The organism is Mesomycoplasma sp. (genome assembly GCF_056854695.1).
In genome coordinates, this window is the sequence record NZ_JBXGGF010000007.1 from 69,835 (window position 1) to 93,218 (window position 23,384).

Genomic DNA, 23,384 nt, shown 5'->3' on the forward strand with positions numbered 1-23,384 from the left:
TTAATATTTAATTTTAATAATTAACTTCTTTTACCAAATATACTCTAGATAAATTTAGATAAAATAGTTAACATAATTATACACTTAATATTTTAATAATTATTAATTTTAATAAAGAAAATAAAAAAACATGAATATCTTTGTTGCTATTCATGTTTTGTAATTTTAACTATTTATTTATAAATTAATAGTTAATAGTTAATAATTTCTTTAATAGTTTCGAGTTGAGTTTTGTTTTTAGCTGAGCTAAAGACAATGTCTAAGTTGAGCTTATAAGCTTGTGAATTTAATTTGGCTCTTTGGCTTTGATTGGTTTTATCAACCTTGTTACCAATGATGATTACTTTATGACCAAGACTAGATAAGTAATCAAGCATTTGGTAATCGAGACTTTGAAAACCAATGGAAGCATCAATGATTAGTAAAATAGCACTTAGTTGCTGGTTTTTTTCAAAAAAATCAGCTAGCATTTTTGAAATTTTATTTTTAAGCTCTAAACTTAGTCTGGCATAACCATAACCTGGTAAGTCAATAACTATTTTGTTTTTGACTTGAAAATAATTAATAAGTTGGGTTCGCCCTGGTTGTTTGGAAACTCGAGCAATTTTACTATTAGCAAGAGCGTTAATTAATGAAGACTTACCAACATTAGAACGCCCTATTAAAGCAAATTGCTCTAGTTCACTTTGGTATCAATCTTTTTGGCTTGCAGCTGATTTAATAAATTTTCACATTAATTAAATTGAAAGCACAATTATGATCATGACTTAATTGCATTTTGAGCAATTAAAAGTTCTTCATTAGTTTTAATGACATAAATTGGTAAATCAGAGTTTGGAGCTGAAACTAATTCAATTGGACCAAATTCTTTTAGTGGACGATAATTTTGTGTTGCATCTAAAACTAAATTTAATTTTGGTAAGTCAATTTTGTTAATAATACGCTCACGCATCATAGCTGAGTTTTCACCAACCCCACCAGTAAAGACAAGTGCTTGAATTGACTTACCTACTTTGTTAATAAAATTAACTAAGTAGTCAGCAATTTTTTGAGCATACAAGTCAAGAGTAAAATCGGCTTGAGCATTTCCTTGTTCAACAGCTTTAGATAAATCACGCATATCTGAGGAAATACCAGAGACACCTAAAAGTCCTGATTTTTTATTGAGCATATCTGTAAATTCATCAATTGATAATCCAGCTTGATGATATGCAAAGTGATGAATAGATGGATCAATGTCACCACTACGAGTTCCCATCATTACTCCTGCAAGAGGGGTAAGACCCATAGTAGTATCAATTGACTTAGAATCTTTAACTGCAGCTAAAGATGCTCCATTACCAATGTGCATATTAACATAGTTAACGGTTGAAGAATCTAAAATTTGTTCTAACATCATAGTAATAAATTTGTGACTAATTCCGTGAAATCCGTATTTACGAACTTCGTATTTATTACTAAAGTCAGCATTAATTGGATAAGTATAATTTACTTTAGGGATATCAGCGTGAAAGGCAGTATCAAAGCTAGCTGCTAATTTAACATTTGGTAGTACTGCTTGAATTGCTCTAATACTTTCAATTGCAGATGGATTATGTAATGGAGCAAATTTTGCAAGTGCTTCAATGTGACCAATAGCTTCTTCATCAAGTTTTACTGGACCACGGAAGATACTTCCGCCGTGTACAACCCGAAATCCTGCTATTTCAATTTCATCAATGCTAGCGACAATTTTGTACTCAAGTCAGAGTTCAATTAGTTTGGCAACTGCTTGTTTGTGGTTGTCAACATCTAAATTGATTTGTGCAGAGTTTGTCTCTGTTGATACTTTAAATATTCCTCCAGAGATACCAATTCTTTCAACTAGTCCAGAGGCAATAAGTTCTAACTGATTTTTACTAAAAATTTGTCATTTAATAGATGATGAACCAGCATTTATTACTAAAACCTTATTCATTATTTTTCTCCTTTGATTTGTAAAGCAGTAATAAGGGCGGTGTTATAGATGTCTTCAACAGTAGCTCCTCGTGATAAATCATTAATTGGTTGTGCAATACCAACAATAATTGGTCCTATCGCTCCATAGTTACCCAAACGTTGAGCAATTTTATAACCAATGTTTCCAGCTTCTAAAGATGGAAAAATAAGTACATTGGCATTTTCTTTACTTGCTTCACCTTTATATTTTTGCTTACGCACTTGAGCATCAAGGGCAGCATCAAATTGAATTTCACCCATAGCTTTATAAGTAGCACTTTGGTTATAAATTTGAGTAGCTTCTGCTACAGCATCAGATTGTGGGCTTTTAGCTGAACCTGTAGTTGAAAAGGATAGAAAAGCAGGATTAGGTTCAAAACCTAGTTGAAGACCAAAATCCACTGCATTTTTGGCAATATCTACTAATTGATCCACATTTGGTGCTATATTAACTGAAATATCACTAAATAGTAATTTGTTGTCATCTTTGTGAACAATCATCACAGATGAAATGGTTTTAATTCCAGGTTTTGGACCTACAATTTTAAAAGCAGCTCTCAAAATGTCGGCAGTTGGATAAGCAAGACCACCAATAACCCCATCTACTTTACCAGTTTTGAGTAGCATAGTACCATAAAATGGTAAAGTAGCAATTTGTTTTTGAGCACTTTCTAGGTTTTCTTTACCTTTTCGAATTTCGATAAATTGCTCCACAAAAGCTTTGGTTTGTAATTCACTAACAACATGTTGTTCAATATCAACACCTTCTAGTAATTTGCTTACAAGTAAAATAGGACGTACCAATTTACTTGCTGCTAATCTTTTAGCAGCTTCAATTGCACGAGCATCTTCTCCATCAATAATTAAAATGGATTTGATACCTCCTTGTTGTTGGGATGCTAAAACTTGAGCTTCTAATTCTTTTTGATAATTCATTTTTTTCTCCTATCTTTAATTAGAAAAACAATATTACAAAGTATAAGTAATAATATTAATTTTAAATTAATTTATAAGAAAATTATTAAAAATTGGGAGTTTTTATAGATTTGTGAAAAATGAAAACAAAAAAACCTAAATATTACTAGTATTTAGGTTTTTTATAGTTTTTGAATTAATTATTTATAAATGATTGACTGAGTAATTTGATCTTGAGCTGCTTTGGTTAAAATTGGCACTGAATAAGTTCTAGATACAGTTATAGCTTTTGTATAGTCCAAAACACCTGGGACAACTATAACTTTTCTATATGCATCGACATTGTATCTTGCAATAGGATTAGTTCAACGACCATTAGGTTTATCATTATTCACATGAATATTAATAATTGTATTACTTGGATCTTCATTAGAATATGGTTGGACTAAAATCCCAACAAAATACAACCTCCTATTTGGTGTAGGGTTTTGATTGGTGGCATATAATGGTTGCTTGATACTAAAAATAATGCTATTATTATTAGAGGTAAGATCTTTATCAAACGATGCTCCATCACCATCTACTTTACCAAAATAATACATATTACCATCATTATCCACATAAGTTGCATAAGCTTTATGTTGCATAACTGTAGTGATGTTTTTACGATCACTATTGCTATTTCTAGCTCAATCAAAAGTTACAGTTAAATGTTCAGTTTCTGGATCATAACTTGCCCCAGATATACCAAAAGGAAATTGATAGTTATTTAGAATATATTTATCTGTATAACTTATTACCTTTCCTAAATTTGGTACTTGTCTTTCAACTTTTTCTTTCCATGTTGTTTCAGCGTCGGATGCTTGAGTATCCCCATAATTATAAATCCGTATTTTGTTATCAATTGAATTACCTTGTTGAACATTATAATAACTAATTGTTTCAGTATTGTGTTGGAAAGGAGCTAGAAATGGAGAAGGTCCTAAAATAGTGTTATTATCCAATGTTGTTTGTAATTCATCGTATTGAGAACGCAATGGATAATCAAAACCAGCAACATGTCTAACATCAAAAAAACTTCTAGATTCAATTGTTAGTCTTATTGGACCTGTTTTATCTTTAGCATCTGCTGCTGATCAATTATTAGTATAAGTTCCTCAAAAAGCATTGAAATGGTTCTCAGAACTTGGCATTACAAAAACTTTTTGTAGCTCATCATCATTTTGAGGAACAATCATTTTAAAATCGTGATCTCCTGTTTTATCAAAATAAAATTTACTAAGATCTAAAACTATTACCTTTCCTGCTAAAGAGTTTGAAGTTCCTGGTGAAATATTCAATCAAATTCGCTTGTATTTCGTGTTATTTGTAACATATCTATGTGTTTGTATATCATAATTTCAAATACCAAAAACACTCACATAATTATCTGTATCATTTAGTTCGGGAAGTTTTTCAATTTCTTGTGTGTTTGATGCATTGACAATTTGTACTTTAGGACGAAAATGACTATCTTTGTATAATGGAGATGGCACTTTGGTTACAGGACCTCCAACAGTTCCTTTATTAAGTATATTCACAGTGGATAAATCGAGCATAGATTGTTTTAATTTATCAATAGAAGCAAGTCTTAATCCAAAAGAAAATTCTTCTCTTGAATCTATTGTTCAACGATAATTACCTTGACTAACATCCAATTGCTTTACATTTGCTAATCTAGTTTTATTTTTATCATACCAAGTAGAACCATTAAAATAATTATATCCTATACCTTTCGTACCATCAGATGCACTCCCATTATTATAAATTGTTTCATAAAGTTTTTGATATGTTTGTTCATGCGTAAAAGAATCAGTGGTTTTAACAATATCAAAAGGATCATATATTTCTATTTCTATCCCATAGTCATATGGTGTGGTTTGTTTTCCTTCAATTTTTGTTACTTCCACATATTTTTTAGGAAAAGCCGTATCAAGAAATGTGCCATTATATATTTTGTCAACCAAGTTTTTATTTTTCAATATAGTTCTTGATGGATTATCAAAGTATTTATATGAAACTTTCATATAAAAATTGTTTGCTCTATTTGCATCAAAGTTTGCAATGTTGATTTGATTAAAATTATCAATTAATGGTTTTAGGTCACCATAAATTTCAAATTGAAATTGATTGGTTTTGGCATTTCAACGTTTATTAATTATTTTAAACTGTGTTCCAGGATCAATATCCCCTTCTAAAACTGCATTAGATCTAATATGATTAAAAAATTGAACATCTCATGTTGATGCTGTTTCACCTGCAATCGCTTCATGATTAGTAAAACTTATAGATACTGTAGCTTGAAATGTATCCAGTTTACCTTTTGTATTTGTAATATCAGTTATAGAACTAGACTGAATTTGTGGTTCACTAAAATATGTAAAAAATCTAACAGCATTTGTATTCAACCCTAGTGATGGATCATAAAGTGCGGTTGGAACTTTTGTTTGATTATATTTATGAAATTGTCTAAGATCAAAATCACTGGAGGCTAATTCCACACCTATAAATTCATAATGCTGTGCAAAGTTAAATGAATCAGTAGTATTAACAGTGCCGTTTACAGGTACATCAAAATCAGCCTCAAGTTGCCCATGCCCATTATCAATAATTTCCTTGTGCAAATTATTATCTGAAAGTATTTTATCAGTATGATCTGATCCTAACAAAGCTTTATATTTTAATTCTACTTTTTTATTTAACAACCACTTATCTTTTGGATCAAATATGACTTTTAATTTTGTAGTATCATGAGTGGAATTAACTTCATCTCATTCAAATCTAGTCACCTTAAAATGTTCAACGTTAGTATAAGCGACATTAGTAGAAGTAGTACTTGGTGAAATAGGATATGACACACCATCTATTTTAATACTTTTAACATGATGTTCATGGAGTGATGGTAATCTATCTAAATTTAATCCTGAAAAAGTCAAAGTTTGTCTATTAACTCTTGCAGTTGCAAAATATTGATAACCTGGATGGCTATCTAATTCAACAACAACTTGTTTGCCATCAAATTGTGAAATATTACCAGAAAATGTTACAGTTTTCAAACTTATTGTTGAACTACTATTTTTATTCGAATTCTCAAGACTAATATTAGAAAAATAACCTGGTAATGTAAAAGGTTTTAAGGGAGTTAATCCTTGTCCACTACCAACAAGTGCAGGTCCGGTAGGAATAAATGTTAGAGAACTAAGAGTTGTATTTGGTTCTTTAACTGTTGCTGTTACAACTTTGTTTGGAATAGTAATGTTTGAAATTTTTCATGTTTTTCCAACAACTATTTGTGCTGGTTGCATATTTGTAGATGCAAAATTATCTTTAGTCAACATTAATTCAACATAAGGATTAGAATCTACATCTTTTTGTACCTTACCAACAATAGTTTTAGTTAGCGAACCTGAATTTAAAGTAAAACTTAATGTTTGATCAACTAAATAACTCTCTAAACCATCAAAAGTAACTTTAATTTTACCTGTACCAGCTAATTTATTATCACTAGTTAAAATAGATTGAAGATCACTATATTCTACATTAGTAATTTTTACAATTTTAGGAACAGTATTAAAAGTATCTACAACACCATGATTAACAAAATAATTTAAGCCATGAATGGATACTTTTTGAATTTTATAAGTACCTATTTTTCTTAAATTAGTAAGAAGAAAACTAATTCTATTATTTGTTCTATTAAAGGTACCTGTATCATCATAATTGGAGTTAGCCAAAATTTCTTGTTGACTTGTAAGTCCGGTGGTTTCATCAATAAAAGTTAAAATCCCTTTGTCATTATCAACTTGATTTCCTGTAGTACCGAAGGTAAGAGTTAATATTCCTTGGCCCTCTATAGTTGAATTTTGACTAAACGATATATTGGTAATTCCATTACGAGTTGCAAAAAGAGTTTGATTAGGAGCGTTTGTAGTTGATGCATTAAATGTTAAATTAGATGCTTGTTGTGAACCTGAAGCCACAGTTTCAATTTTCAAACCCTCTCCTGTGCCAATAGCTTCATGACCTACTAGTTCAATTTTTGTAATTTCATATCTTGAAGCTCTTGATAAATGTTGTATATCAAATGTTGCAAGACCATCTTGAGTGATACTTGTTGAGTCTACAGTTAGAATCGGAGCAACAGCATTGCGCCCAGTTGGCATACCTGTACCAGCTTTTTGTTGATAACTTAATTTGAGTTGTAAATTATTTTTACCTACAAAGTTATCCACATCATCTAATTGAACTTTAATAGTTGCTGAATCATCTGAAGGAATAAGACCATAATCAATACCAACAACCTTGGTTTTAGTTCCTGGTGTAGTAAAGTATTGTTTAAGTTGATTATCCACACTTTGACCTGAATGTTCATTAGTATATCTAGATAAATCGATATCTTTACCATCATAACTAGTTGAAACAATTTGGTATAAACTAGCTTTTTCAAGATCTACTTTATATAGTACTTTTCAAAAGTATTGTTGACCTGTAGTTGTTGAAGCTGATCCAGCCATCAAATGAAGAGGAGCAATTGAATGTTCAGAACTAGTAAAAGCTACCGCTTGTGCTTCAACAACACTTTTGTTAGTTGGGTTATATAGGTTGATTTTAAATTTTTGAGCAGTTTCAGCATTTTCTTGCAATGGTTCATTAGTTAAATAAAATGCTTCAATTGTTGTAACAACTTTATCAAGTTGTTCATCTGTTTTTACTTGATATGCATATGTAGAAATTGGCAATGTTGAAAACGTATCATCAGTTGAATGTGTTAAATTGAGTGTGGTTCTAAAACCATTAATACCTGAATCTAAAACTTCAACAGCAGTAAAGCGGTATTTAATACCATCAATTAATGTGCCTGCATTATTGTTAAAACTAATATTAGAATAACTATTTAAATTAGAGTTTGTGTTAGTTGTAGAACTTCCACCAGGTGCTCGACCTGGAATATTATCAATAGTTATATTTCCATTACCACTTGGATGAACCAAAGTTCCATCAAGTTTAAATTCAACTGTTCCATCTGGACGAATTAAAGCTTCAGTTGTACCATTAGCACCCTTGGTAGCTTCTAATTGCTGTGATGATATACTTTGTAAAAGTGGATGATATAAAAGTTTAACTTTTTTACCTGCGAGGAATTGACGAGCTGTGTCATCAAACTCTACTCTTGCAACCGCTGTTTTTGCTATTGGATCATATTTGGTAATAATACTTTTAACTGTAACCGAATTAGGCAATGGTCTAAATTGGCGTTGTTCAATTGTGATTGTATCTGTATCAAATCCAATAATTTCACCATTTGCTTCAACATTTTGCAATTGATACTCTACAAGGTTTTGAATATTTCTGGTTCCAGTAATCGAAAATTCAACATTACCATTAGTGTTGGATTGTGGGACTTGTGCTTCAACATGTTGAACAATTCCTGTTTGTTTATTTAAATAATTTAAAGTAAGTTTGCCAGTAAGTTGATCGCTAGTAGCTAGTTTTAATGTTATTTGAGCACTATTTGAATTTACAACTCTATTAACAACACTCGTAATTAAATCTTTAGATTTAAGAACAAAAGTAACCGGTGTTCTAGAACCGCTATCATCATTTATGAATTTAGTATGATTGATCATTGAATCAAGGTTTTTTGTTAGACCTTCTGTATGTGCTTCATTAATAACTCTAATAGTATTAAAATTAATATTTTCACCCGGGCCAACTACAAATGCATTTGAACCACTAGTTATTGCATCTGATGTTATATCCAATTTAGCTAATCCATCACTTCCAACAGTTGTCTCAAATTCTTTAGTTTTACCATTTGCGGTTGTTTGAAAACTAATTTTATTCCCAATTAAATACCAATCTTTAACTGGATCAAATGAAATATTTGCAGCAACTTCATTTTTCTTTTTAACAGTTTGTATAAATGAAGGAGTTTCAACATAAGTTGCGGTTGTTTGAAAATCTTTTTTCTCAACATGAGCATTAATATCATTGCTAAACTTAATTACATTACCATTAAGACGAAGTTCTTCAATTTCATAAGTAGTGAGTTTATCTAAACCTGTTAAATCAAAAGTGAAAGTTTTTTCTTCTCCACTAATTGCGTTTTCTTTACCTTGAATCAACTTAGCATTTGTAGTTCCTGTTCTCTTGGATTTAAACACCAATAATGCATTTACAGAATTACCTGTATACGTGTTCTCAGGTTGTTTGACTTTGATAGTTAAATTAGCTGAATCATCATGTACATTAGGAGTGATTTCAGTAATTTTAGGTGCTGAATAAAATACTTTTTTATTTGATTGATTACCATTTAATAATGATGAAAAAGTTGCGCTAGGTGGAGTTGTTATTGGTCCACTCGCACTTGATGCGTGTCCTGAATTTGTTGGTTTAGTAATTTCAACAGAATTAATATCAAAGGTAGAAACTTCTTGTAAACCTGTTAAATTAAATACTGCTTTAAAGTTACTAATAACCACTGGTGAAGAAGATTGTTTTACCCCTCCTACTTTTGGAGTATATTTAAGAGTTGCCATATAATTGTTAATAGCAACTTCATCAACACTAGAATCAAAAAAGATAGAAACAACAGTTTTGTCATTTTCTACTTTTTGCTGAATATCTTTAATTTCTATGCTTGCAAATGCAGTTGTAAAGGTTTTAACATGATTAACTTGTTCTTCGGCTTTAGTACTATCTAATTGAACATCTTGAATACCATCTAATTTAAGTGAAACAAATTGGTATTCTTGTTGCTTAATAAGATTTGATAAAATAAAATTAGCACTATTATTTTGGATAGTTTGAACATTTGAAACCAATTGGTTAGTTGAAGTATTTCTATAAATCAAAGTAGCACTTCTATCTTTAAAACCGGCCACTGAATCATTTAAATCACCTTGAAAATCAACTTTGATAGTTGCTTGTTTATCTGAAGGATTACCAACTAAAGAAATATTTTTAATAACACCTATAGTAGAAAAAGTGTTTTTATGTTCATTATTGATTTTTACAGTATCTACAATAGCACTAGTGTTTGGATTTGCTGATGGATCTTCTTGAGTGTGTGTAATTGTTAATGTGTTCAAATTATAACGAATACCTGAAACTAAACCTGTAAAATTCAACTTAGCTTGATAACGATTAGCCTGAGCGTCAAATTCAATTCTTCCACTTGCATGTTTATCACCTGTAGAAGAATGAGATGTATCCGGAGATACAACAACATTTATTGTTTTACCTTCAATTACTTTTTTATCACCAGTTTCAAACACTAAAGTAGCTTCGGTATTAGTTGGAGACTTGTTAACATAAATAGCATCATTTAAACTAATATGTCCAACTTTTGTATAAAAGTCTTTATGACTTTCAGCATTTGAACTAAGGGTAATATTACCAATTTGATTAATTTCTAACGATTGAATAGTATATTTAGTAAATTCTTTCAAATGATCGAGATTGAATGTTGCTTGGCCATTTGAAATTGAAGCCATTGCACTAAAAGGGTTACCATTATCATCATGATATTTAAGTATCGCTGTACGAGTAGTTTTTGTTAAAGAATTTTGATTAAAAAAACGTTCGACATCAGTAAATGACACAGTTACTGTAGCTCGATCAACTTCTTTGTGTGTATTATAAGTAAAATTATTAACTTCACCTAAAGTATACAATTTGTCTTTTTTTTGTTTGGATGAATTATCATATCCAAAATTAATATTTGCTGTTCTACCATGGTTGTTGCTTATGTGGGTAATTTGACCAATTTCATATTGAGTTCCAAGATGAGTAAGACCTGTAAACTCAAATTCTGCACTACTATTATTTACAGTAGCGGTTGCTCTAACATGCTCGCTACCATTGTGTTGATTTAATTGAACACTTAACTGCTCACCATTTAAATAATCATCATTACCAGAGAAATTAAGAACTACTTTAATTTTATTAGTATAACGTCCTACCTGTTGAACACCAACAATTTGAGCAGTTTTAGCACTAGTTGAAAAATTTTTGTTATTTTCATCAAATGTTTTTGAAAATGGTATTGGATGTTGATTTACAATAACACGTTGAATTTGGTAATCCGTTACTTTTTGTAATGGATGAGTTGTATTACCTAAATCAAAAATAAATACTTTTCTTGCGGGTTCATATCTACCTTGAACAAATTCAAGAATTTTGGTTGTTTTATTTAAGTAAGCTAAACTAGGATTGCTTAGGTTATAAGTTAGTTTAGGGTCTTGTGATTCTAAATGAACTGTAATTTGAGCAGTTTGTTCACTTGTGGAAGTATGTTCAATACTTGTAATATCTGCGCTTGTATAAAAATAATTACTAGATGATACGGATGAGTTTGTAAAATTAAATTTTAATTTTGCAAATTGACTAGCATCACGCTCACTTAAACGACTATCAGGAATTGCTTGTAAATTAACAATAGTATATTTAGAACCTGCTTGTAAACCTTTAAGATTGAAACGAATTGCTGAAGATTTTACTTCTGACACAAATGAGTCATCATCTACATCAGTTTTAGAATCTATTTTATCACTTGAAATTTCATCTAAATCTGAATCATTCTTCTTAAGTACCAATCTAAATTTATGATTATCTAAAAATGAGTCAGTATCTGGGTTGAATTGAATTTCAACTGTAGCTGTTTCTTGGCTAATATTGTAAGTATTAATTGTAAGTGGTGAAGAACTTTCAAATTTAGTTATAAAATACTTATCTAAAGCTAAAATTCCATCACCTGAAAATAATGAATTAGCACTTGAGTTACTAAAAATTAAATTGTCAATATAGTAATCAGTTTTACGATTCAAACCACTAAGGTTAAACTCAATTTCAAAACCATCTTTCACTTTTGTTAGTGAGCTGGGTTTAAAAATTGTATCAATGGACAACACTAATGAGTTATGGGCACCAGCACTATAAATCAAAGTCACTTTACCATCTTCACTATCCTTGATTTTTTGTCACTGTTCTAAATCGGATTGAATAAAGACTTTAACTTTAGCATTTGTCTCACCAATATCTTCAAACTGAATATCACTAACTGCAGCGCGAGTGTAAAAAGTTGCATCAGTTTTATCACCATCAATAACAACATTGATATCTTGCTCACCAACAATTTCAACATTATCAAGTTTGTATTTACGTCCTGGTAAAAATTCATTTAATTTAAATTTAACTGAATTTCCAGCAGCTGTTGCAACTTGACTATAATAGATGTGGCCATCACCTTCTAGGTGATATGCAAGTCTTAATTGTTTGGAGTTTAAATAATTAGATTTGGGTCCAAAACCAAAACTATAGGTAACTAGATTGGTTTCAACTTCTGGTGCTGCTTTAATAAATACGGATAAGTCATTAAGTCCGGTTAAAAAAGAACGCTCAACACCATCTTCAAAATTGAATTTACGATAATCAAATTCATTGCCCGGAAAAACAGTGTTTATAGGTAATTTGTTAAGAGAAATCTCGTTGATGTTATAAACTGTTTTGTTAGTTAAACCAATAATATTAAATGTAGCTTTATATAAATTATTTTCAAGCGGAACAATGTTTGCGCTAACTTTGTTTTCAGCTAAAGGTGATAAATCAACATTTGCTATCAAACCACTAATGTCATCTTGGCTAGCAAATGTGGCTTCAACATTTGCAGTTGTTCCACTAGTTTTACTTTTAATTGCAACTACTCCATTTTGTGAGTAGAAAACATTGCTAACACCTTTGGCAAATTCAACATTTGCTCCAGCAATTTTAATTTGAGCTATCTCAAAACTAGAACCTAAAGGCAACAAATGATTGTTGGCTCTATTTAAGTGAAAACTAATTACATTATCAATCAATCTGGTTCTAATAACTTTAATTTCATGTTCTGAACTAGTTCTGTTTATATAACTAATTTCTACAGGCATATTATTAACTTTTGTTAGCTCTGGATTAGTTTTTTTATCAAAAGTTAATAATATAAATTTACCTAAGTCCAACTCATCAGTAGCACTCATTTGATTAACTTTTAAGTCAATAATTTTGGTGTTAAAAAATGTTCCTTCACTTAGTTGGATGTTTTCTTGCTCACCACTTGTAAGTTCACGTGGAGTTTGACCGTCACTAATTAATTTAACTCCAGAAACATAATAGTCTGCATCTGGTAATAAGTTATTTAATTGAAAATCGGCAGTTCCTTCTTTAACTGTGGTTAAATCAACATAAGTGGTAACGATTTGGTTTTTAGCAGCAACTTTTTGACCTTTGGGCAAATAGTAGTACTCAAGAGCTACTTTTTTACCTTCAAGCGACTTGATATCATCTGAAAAATCAACTTTAACAGCAGCACTTCCTGTATCGATTTTTCCAAAATTAATAGATTTAACTGCTGCTGGCACATTGATAAAATCAGCTACATTTTTTGAAAAACCAACTATTTTTTTAGCTCCAAAGCGATTTTTACCCTCTTTGTAGTCAATGCCAATATAGTAACGAGAACCAGGTGTTAATTGTGATGCATCAACATCCAATTTTCAAGAACGACTAAAGTCATCATAGTGAGCAGTGTGCTCGCTAACCATAGATTTACCATTACTATCACTATACAATTTAACTTGCAAAGGTTGATATTTCAGTTTGTAAGCATCTAGATCACTAAGTTCAAAACCAAGTGTGAATTTTTTCTCATTTTGATCAAATTCAGATTTGAAATTTACAACTTCATATTGAATTGTAGATCAATGACGAAGTAAATAAGGAACAAAACTTAAACTACCAAATGTTAACCCACCAAGGGCTAACATTCCAAGTGCTAGTATTTGTTTTTTAGTTTTTGACATTTTTGTTTTCATAGTTAGTTCTCGACTTTTTATTTTTTATTTTATTAGTTTAAAGAATTATCTTTTATATGGAGTGATTACAAAGGCTCGATTTCTAGCGTAATAGTCTGGGCGATAATAAATGGTTCTAAGTTTACTATCATGATCTTGATCATCTGAAAAACGACCTCAAACACCTAAAAATATTAATGGATTGTTGACAGCTAAATCGCTATGTTCGGTATAACCTAATTTGTCTAAAGCTGGTTTTAGGTAAAAATTAATTCATTTTCCATTTTCATCACGATAATCATTTTCTTGAGCTGGGAAAGCCGCACGACCTGCTTGATTACCTGCAAAATACATATTTCCTCTATAATCTAAAAATACAGCAAACATACTAAAAAAAGCACTTCCATCCGAATATCTTGTTGCATTCAACCCTTTGTCATTAGCCAATTCTCGCCATGATTTATCAGATATCCTTACACTAAATGTAGGTTGCCCATTTTTCAATTGATATTTAGAATCTAAAAGAGCAAAGTTAGGATTATTATAAGATTCAGGATTTGGCAAATATAATGGAGCCAAAATATCACCAAAAATATTTTTAACTTTTAAATTAGCATAAGCAAATAAAGTTCCATCATCATTTTGATAACCGGAAGGATAATGTTTTTCAACATTATCCTTATATGTTACAACAGAACTTGTTTGATTACCTAAAAACTTACTAAAACTAGGGTCATCAAAAGTTGCATAACGCAAACTCTTGACAACAAATCTATCTTTTGTTTTTTCCGGAAAAGTGAATCATTTATTATTTGAAACTTGTGTGTTATTATTTAAACCTTTCCTCATAATATATGATTTTCTGACAAATGGTGTTTGGTCAAAAATTTTAAATTGAGTAAGATCCATTTCAATAAATGATGAACCAAAAAATGCATTAAAATTATTTTGATAATTATAATAAAAAGTAATTAATTTAGTTTTTTCTTTATAAGGTGTGTACTCTCTGTTTTGAATAGAATCAATACGCAAATATTCAGGTTTAATATTTGATTCTTTTGTTATAGTTTGATTTGTCACATGACCTTTTGTAACATCTTCAAATGCAAGGTCAAAAAAATAAAATGGATTGGCAATAGCATTTGATTGGCTAAATACATTATTAAGTCCTTTAGATTTATTCTCAGTACCTTCTCCTTGATCTATTGAATTCATTCAATTATTATCCACAACCTTATGAACAGCATCTACGAGAGCAAAATTTTGATTTGCCGCACCTAATTTTTTAGGTGGATTAAAAAAATATTCTCAAGAATTTATATTATAGCCATTTGGATTTTGCCTATTTGTTGATATAAGATTGAAGTTAGTGGGTACTTTGACAACATTTTCATCATAATGAATCATATAAAATCTATTTCCATCTAATGAATTAGCTGATGAAATTAAAGGAGTTGGTTTAATGGCATCCGTTGGGTCATAAACAGCTATTGTAAATCCTATAAGATTAGGAATTGAAACATCAGTACTCACTGCGCCTTCAATTAAAAAAGTTGAATTAAGTGAGGTTGTAATATCATAATCTGTAGTAAATTTATTAAGTGTTATTTGTTTATTAGCTGTTAGTGATAATGGATTGTCTTTTTGTGTAAAATTATCAATAGATAATGTTAAAGTTTTACCGATTAAATCCCTTACATCATTTATCTGAAGTTTGTAACTTTCATCATTTGCATTTCAAACCGCTGTTTTTGTAATAGTCTGTCCTACATTATTATAAGTAATTTTTAATTGTTGATTTTGTCTATTACCTACTATATTTTCATTAGTTAAATGAAGTTTAAAACCCAAATCATATTGATAAGGTGCCAAATTTCACATACCTGTTTGCTCAGGTTTTAAAACCTCAACACTTACAACCTTTTCATCTTCATATTTTGTTGCAAACTCTTTGTCAATAGCATCAACAATACTACTACTACTACTACTACTACTACTAAGAAATTCTGTCACTCCTTTAACTTTATATTTTCCACCAGCAGCTAATAATTGATTTGAATTATTAGTATCAATTAAAAAACTTATTTGACCTTTAGAGTTAAAAGATGATGCAAAAGTAGTTTCTTGTTCATTCCCAGTGTCATCTGCGTTTTTCATTTTTAATACAAAAGTTTTACCTTTTACTATTGCTTGTCCTATTTGATCAACTTGAAAAGTTAATCTAGCCGATGTAGTTGAAATAGCTTCAGCTTTATAACCTTTAACAAACCCGTCATCATTTTTAGTATTATCCAAATGAATCTCTCTTCCGGTAGTTTTAAAATAACGACTCGAATTAAAAAGACCACTAGCATCTAAACTAGGATTAAAGTAAATATGAGTATTTTTTTCATCAGCATATGCACCTTCTGGTGTGATGGTAACTGCATCAATATAATACTCAGTATACCGTTGTAAAGTATGACTATTTTCAAACTTACTATTATCAACAACGATTTTATGCCCATTATCTTGAAATTGTCCCTCTACTGTAACATCACGAGCTAAACCTGGGTCATTATGTTTAGTAATAATGGTTATAGGTTTCAGAGTTATTTGAACTCTATCATTATCTGTGTATTGTAAATTATTACTTGTTAAATTATTATCAACATTTAAAACAATATTTGCTGATGTATCATTTTCATTAGTGACTTGAATTGTTTTAATTTCAGTAGCGGTTTGAAATGTAACTTGATCCCCATTTCCAGAATCTAAACCATTCTTCAAAGTGACTGCAATAGACTCATCCCCTACAATCGCTTTAACAACTTGATAAGAAGCACCTGCTTTAAGACCTTGAATATCAAAAACAGCAGAAACATTATTGTGTTCATTTATAGATGTTGAAATTATTGATGGAGAAGTCGTAATTGATTGACTATAAATTTTTGATTTAGTGCGATCAGATTTATCATAGTACTCAAGAGCAACCTTCTTACCTGCTAAGAAAACATCACTTGCATCAAAATTCAATGTCACCTTAGCGCTAGTGTTAGTTGATTCTTTAAAAGGTGATACTACACTATCGATTGTAGCAGTACTTGCTTTAATAACGAATGTACGTTCTGAAATACTATTTATTTGTGTTTCAAATGGTATGGTCATAGGTGAATTGGGATGATTATTTGGAATCCACTCCACTTTCTCTACATAATATGTTGCACCTTTGAATGCATCATTGATATTAAAATTAATAACATTTCCATTTTGTACACTAGATATTTCAACATTATCACCATTAGAATGAGTAGTTTTAAAATCTAAATAATTTTTATAAATATTAAATCTAGTATTCCCTGAATCATAAAGTTTATAAGTTAATCTCAACTTATTATTCCGAAAAATTTCTTGCAATCTATTATTGTCGTTTCTAAAATAAACACTAATAGTGGCTTGTTTTTCTTGACTAGAAGTTCAAGTAATATTTTCAACATCAACATCTGTTTTAAGTTTTGCACTGTTTATTCCATTTACATTAATATTTTTCCTAGGATCATTCATTGGATCCACATTTAATTTTTCTGGTAAAGGAATACCATGAAAATCAGTTTTACCATCTACCCGTTCAACAAAAACTTCTTTAATATTATACGTTTGACCTGCAACTAAATTGGTAAGATTAAATTTAATACCTGTATTTGTCAATCCTGCACTAGTAATATCAACAGGCTGGGATATTAAATCGTTAACAGATGAAGTGTTTGGAGTTCCGTATTTAATTCTTGCTTTATAATTACCAACTAGAAAGTGATCGGTTGGTTTGAATTTAACACTAAATAAACCTGAACTAACTGTTGCATCACTTGAGATAATAGTTGCAATAGATGTTCTACCAACACCAGAGTCAATATTTCTTTTATTATCCGGTATATCTTTTGAAAATTCTAAAGTTTTATTATTTATTGTAATTGATTTAATTCGATAAAAGTTACCAGAGTTGATTTTGGTCCCATCAATAGGTAAATTGAATTTAACCCTCTTTGTACTAGATGCACCTTTATTTGTGATAATTGAAATCGGGCTAACAACAATTTCTTTAGATTCAGGAGTTCCATTGTCACCAATATGGTTCAAAGTGATACTTAAACTAGGACCAGTAGATTGGGTTCCAGATTGTCTTGTACCTTTTTTAGATTTTGGTGTAGCTTTAGCTGGTTTTTGTACTGTTCACAACTGTATATCAGCTGTGTTCTCCAAGTCTAAAGTGATATCAACAATATTTCTTCTTGGTCTAGGAGTATAACTAACACGTTTAATGGTTGGTAAAGTATTGAAAAATACTTTATTTTTAGCATTATCACTAATATTTACACTTATTTGATTATCCGTAAGAGATTCAGTTTTAGATAAGCTTAAAATTTGATACTTAACACCCGGATCTAAATTTTGCAATATATATTCAAAAGCGTTACCACTTGGAATTACACTTGCTATAGATGTATGAACTCGACCATCTTTAAGTGATTTATAACGTAAGTAGAGTTCTTGACCATTATTTTTAATTTCATTCAATCACTTATCATTTACTCCATCAAAGTAAATTTTAATAGTAGCTTCATCTTTCTTCAAACTATTAGTATTTACTTGCTCTATATTAGTTATTGTAAAAGAATTTGCTAATGTTTGGAAGTGTAAAGTGTTATCATTATTCTCACTAGGCAATGTTAAAATAGCCGCATTTGTTGCACTATCGTTTTTATTACCAATAGTTGGAGTGTGAGCGCTTGTGTCATCAACAATTTTTGCAGATATAATTTTATAATTTGTAAATTTAGTTAAACCTTTTAAAATAAAAGTAGCTTCAGATAATTTTAATTTAGTTCCATGTGATAGTTTTGAATTAGTTGAAGATAGTTTAGTAGATATATATAAAACAGATCTTATTGTTTGTTGATTACTAATAATTCCATGTTCATCTGGTGTACCATAAGTAATTTCCAACATCTTACCAGAGAAACTTCCAAACTCATCTTGGATAGCAACAACAAATTCACCACTATTTTCACCAAGCGCTTTTGCTCTAACCGAATCTATAATCGGAGCAGAAGTGAAAAATAAATCTTGATAAGTGAATCTGTTTGGTACTTGAGTATTATATTTAAAAACAACTGGTAATTTATGAGTATCTGAAAGAAAATCAAGGTTTTTAACTTGAAATTTTGTTCTATCGCCTACTTGATTATTAAAATCGGACCATTCATATGATAAAGTAGGATCTTGATTAACCGTAGTGCTTGCATCACTTGCATTTGTACTTCGAAAACTAGGTAACCCATCTTGAATAGTTCTATCATCAGGAGTATTTAAAACAAGTTTTACCTGATGAGCAGTACCAAAGTGTTTTAAATATCTTCTATATGATTGATCAAGAGATACAACGATATTTAATCCATTTTTATTAGTTCCACTATTAGGTGTAATAGCAACATTTTTAATTTCAAGACTCTGAGGTCAAACAATGAATTGTTTTTGTTCTTGCCCTAAATTTTTTGATGGATTTACTATATATGAAGCTTCATCTTTTTTAACCAAATTGACAATTTCATATTGCCCATATTTTGCAAGATTTGTCAATTTAGCTTTAAGCACACCGTTTGTTATTGTTACTTCTTGTTGTTTTTGATTAGTTAAAGCACTTGGATTTGAATTATCAATATTATTGATATCTTTAAAATGTAAAATGTAATCACCATTTTTCAAAATATTACCTTGATCTTTAAAATCAATTCTAATATTTTGAGCAATATCATCCCCTGGTACAGCTGATGTTGAGATAGATGAAATTACAGGTTGAGTTGAAAAATGACGTTTTAAAAGTGCCTTTTGATTATAATTGATAGTAGTTAATTTATCACTAGCCGATTTATCTACAATTGCAGAAATATTATATAATGAACCAAACTCTAATCCAGTAGTTATTGTTGCAACATAATATTCACCTTGTTTTGTAAGAGTTGTTTTTTGTTCATGCCCACCAATACCTTGGTACACAAGCTCAAATGTTTTATTAGAGTCTGTTTTAAGAAAGTTGTCTTCTGTTTCTCCAAATTTAACTTTAATTTTTACATTATTTGGTTCAACACCTTCTTGTGTTATTTCTGTAACAGTTGCACTCATTGGTGTAATTGTAAAATTTAAATCATTTTTACTTGTACTTGAGGTTTTATGTTTTGGTGTAGTAAAACTAACTTGATCTGAAATAAATAAATTATTTGCACTTGTATAAATAACATCTGCATTTGCAATCTTATCCATTTCACCATTTTTTAAAACAACTGATTCAATTTTGTAGGTTGCACCTTTTTCTAAATTATCAAGTTCAACATAAATCTGTCCATTAGAAATTGTAGCTTCTGCTTTTTGTTCAACTGCTTGTGGCCCTGAAATTACCACTCCACCTGCTTGAGTAGTTTCTTTATATTTAACTTCAACTATACGGTCATTAAATGATTCAAATTTTTGTGCACCTGAAGAGTTTATAGGTTGTGTATTAGAACGCAATGGGTCGCTAATAGACATACTAATTGCATATTTTCTCTCAGAAATTTGAGTAACATTTACATTAGTAACTTCTGGTTTGGTTGCTAAATATGCTTGTTGTCTTGCAGTTGGAGTAAAGTTGATTGTAGTTAATTTTTGTTTAGTAATAGGATTAGATTCTGGAATGCTTGTAATATCTTCAACTTTAACTACATTGTAATAAGTTGCGGGTGTTAAATTAGGTATAGAAGAAATTACTAATTGGTGTTGACCATGTGTAATAGTTCCTTGAGCAGTTGTTTTAATTCCCCCTACAAGTGTTTCTAGTTCAACTTGGAATGTACGGCCATCTAAAAATTTAGTATCCCCAATTGCAAAATTAATAGTTAAAGATGCATTTTTGTCACCACTTGTGTAACTCACACCTTCAATAGTTGTTGATTGAGCAATTAAAATAAGTTTTTGATGATCAGATGTTGTAGGATAACCTTGTAAATCTTCAAAAGCAGTACCACCTGCTTTTTGATACTCAATTTTTTCAATAGAATATGTTGCAGCTCTATCTAAATTAGATAAATTCACAGCTGCTTTAGCACCATTAACTGTAGTGTTTATGGTTTTTGTTTGACCAATTGTGTGCCCATTATCATCCAACTTTTGATAAGTGATTTTAATTGATGAACCATCTAGCTGACCAGCTTTATCATTAAGTTCAATATCAATTTGCCCACTAACCTCTGTTAGTGATTTGGTATGCATAGATTTAAATGTTGGAGTAGTTTTGAAAAATTGCTTGTCAATACCAGCGTGTGATCCTGCAGAATCATCAAAGCTAAAAGTAATAGCATCATTGTGAGCTAATGCTACTTTAGTAATTTGATAGTTAGAACCAGCCTCAAGTCTAGTTAATGAAACTTCACCTTTATGACCAATCTCATCAATGTTCATATTAGCAACTTGAGTGTGACTTTCTTGTGAGTTCAAATTTTGATATGTAACTTGAACTTGTTGTACCCGACTATCTTGACTACGCAATAAAATACGATCTTGGTCAGCAAATGTTAATGCAAGTTTAGCTGTAGTAGGATGAATATCTGTAACATTAATTTCTTTAACTGTAACAGTTGTACCTGTAGTTGTAAAGTGTTTTTCAGTATTTAATGTTGATTGAGTTGCTTCTAAATCTTTAAGAGTAATTGTAGATGACTGTCTACCTTTTGTTTTATTAAAACTAATAGATTTAATAGTATAGTTTGTCTCTTTATCTAGATTATCTAAATCAAAACTATAAAAATTACTAATAGAAGAATTTGTAGCTGTTACATCTTTGTCTACAAATACTTGTTTACTAGTTTGGGGTTCATAATGGTGATATGTCAATGTAACTGTAACTGGAGAGTTATCAGCAACTTGTCGACCTTGATCTTCAAGTTCAAGGTTAATTCTAGCTTTAGTTTCACCAATATTAGTATATTTAATATCTTTAATAGCTGCTTCTGTGTCAACAAATTGAGAAGTAAAGTTAACTGTTGGACCATTTATTATTTCAATTTGCTCATCAGGGAATTCTTCACGATGGAAAGACACAAGTTGATAACGTGAACCTTGTAGCAATCCAGTTGCATCAAAATTAACTTGTTGGTTACCATTTGCTGCCGAAACAATTCCCTCAACTTCAACTACTTGGGTTTCATCACCAACTTTTTGTAGTTTAGCTTTAATTTTAACTCCATTATAAAGATATGAATCATGGGTATCAAAAACAATGCTAAACTGAGCATTTTTTTCTCCAACTTGACTTTGAGTAATTGAGGTTATAGTAGCACTTTTTGGAATTGTATCAAAAGTGCTATTTTCAAACTGGTCTAGTAAATGTGCTTTAAAAGGAATTCTTGAATGCGCAGTTTGCAAACGAGGTTGTCCATGTTTGATTGAATTATCTTTTTCAGTTGCATGAGGAGCGCTAACTAACTCAAGAGCTTGACTATCAATGTGATACTCACCTTTTTTAACAAGCCCTGTTAAATTAACTCTAATACGATTACCTAAAACTTCAAAATTTCCTGACTCATAATTAGATACAGCAGTTGCTGCTCTTTTACCACGTCTTTTAGCAGCACCAGTTTGACTAACTCCATTAACAGCTGTATCTGCTAATTTAGTTGTTTGAGTTTTTCTAGTTTTTTGCTCATCATAAAGAGCCTTGTCTTGACTTATCAATGAATAATGTAGTTTTGCAGTTGCGCCTTTATAATCACCACGAGCATCTGCTAAGAAAAAGTCAGCATAAACTTCTCCTTCACGACTATTATCATAAACGACTTTGGTAATTCCACTAGTTGTATAAAATGATCTTTGTTCTACAGAAACAGTGTCACTATATAAAGCTGCTACATTTTTATAAAGAATACCTAAAATACGATCATTAATTAATGTTTTTTTAATTTTAACTGAGTTTAAGTAATACTTAGAACCAATAGCTAAATCAGATAAATCAAAGTCAGCATAATGTTGACCTTGAGTTATATGACCTGTTTTGGTTAAAATCTCACTTGTACCTGCACGATAGTAAGAAATGGTAATTTCATCATTTCCCACAATATTAATAGAGGCATTATCAAAATTAACTCTAATACTTGCTGAATCAATAGTATCTTTTAATTGCTCTACAGAAGCAACAGTGATTGGTGCTGAAACACTAAAGATTCTATCTGGTAAGTCAATATTTCGGGATACTAAAAGAATATCTTGATTACCTTTAGAAGATTGATAACCTTCACCTATCATTTCCACTTTGGTAATGATATAGTTTTTACCTTTTTCTAATTTTGTAGCTGTGACACCTTTGATGCTAGTGTCATTAAAAACTTGGGCTACAATTTTGGTATCTGTGTCTTTTCAGTTTCCAACTTCTGCATCTTGTTTACTACTATCATAAGCACGATAGTAAATATTAGCGCCAGTAAAGTGGTTAGTTGCATTTTGGAGCAACATTGTAAGACTAACTTGACTACCAGCTTGTTCTGCAGAAAAAATGTTAGAAAGTGCTGGTTTGGTAGCAAATTCAAGATCTCTACCAGCTATTGTTTTAGCAAACACTGA

General features: G+C 30.4%; 5 protein-coding genes. All 5 read right to left on the reverse strand.

Annotated features, from left to right (window positions below; genetic code table 4):
* Positions 1-191: 191 nt before the first annotated feature.
* Complete coding sequence (yihA, locus tag ACJHWB_RS01860; RefSeq protein ID WP_483132812.1) at positions 192-734, reverse strand: ribosome biogenesis GTP-binding protein YihA/YsxC; 543 nt, start codon at positions 732-734, stop codon at positions 192-194.
* A 20-nt stretch (positions 735-754) separates the two neighbouring features.
* Positions 755-1,960 (reverse strand): acetate/propionate family kinase, encoded by a 1,206-nt coding sequence (locus ACJHWB_RS01865; RefSeq protein WP_483132817.1) that lies wholly within the window; start codon positions 1,958-1,960, stop codon positions 755-757.
* Positions 1,957-2,913: a phosphate acetyltransferase gene (locus ACJHWB_RS01870; protein WP_483132813.1), complete on the reverse strand. Its 957-nt coding sequence runs from the start codon at positions 2,911-2,913 to the stop codon at positions 1,957-1,959. The genes ACJHWB_RS01865 and ACJHWB_RS01870 overlap by 4 nt, the downstream gene beginning before the upstream one ends.
* A gap of 179 nt (positions 2,914-3,092) precedes the next feature.
* The gene (locus ACJHWB_RS01875; RefSeq protein ID WP_483132814.1) at positions 3,093-13,781 is read right to left on the reverse strand and encodes a hypothetical protein; all 10,689 of its coding nucleotides are present in this window, start codon (positions 13,779-13,781) and stop codon (positions 3,093-3,095) included.
* Positions 13,782-13,826: 45 nt separating this feature from the next.
* Positions 13,827-23,384 (reverse strand): hypothetical protein (locus ACJHWB_RS01880; protein ID WP_483132815.1); only part of this gene is annotated, 9,558 nt, incomplete at its 5' end.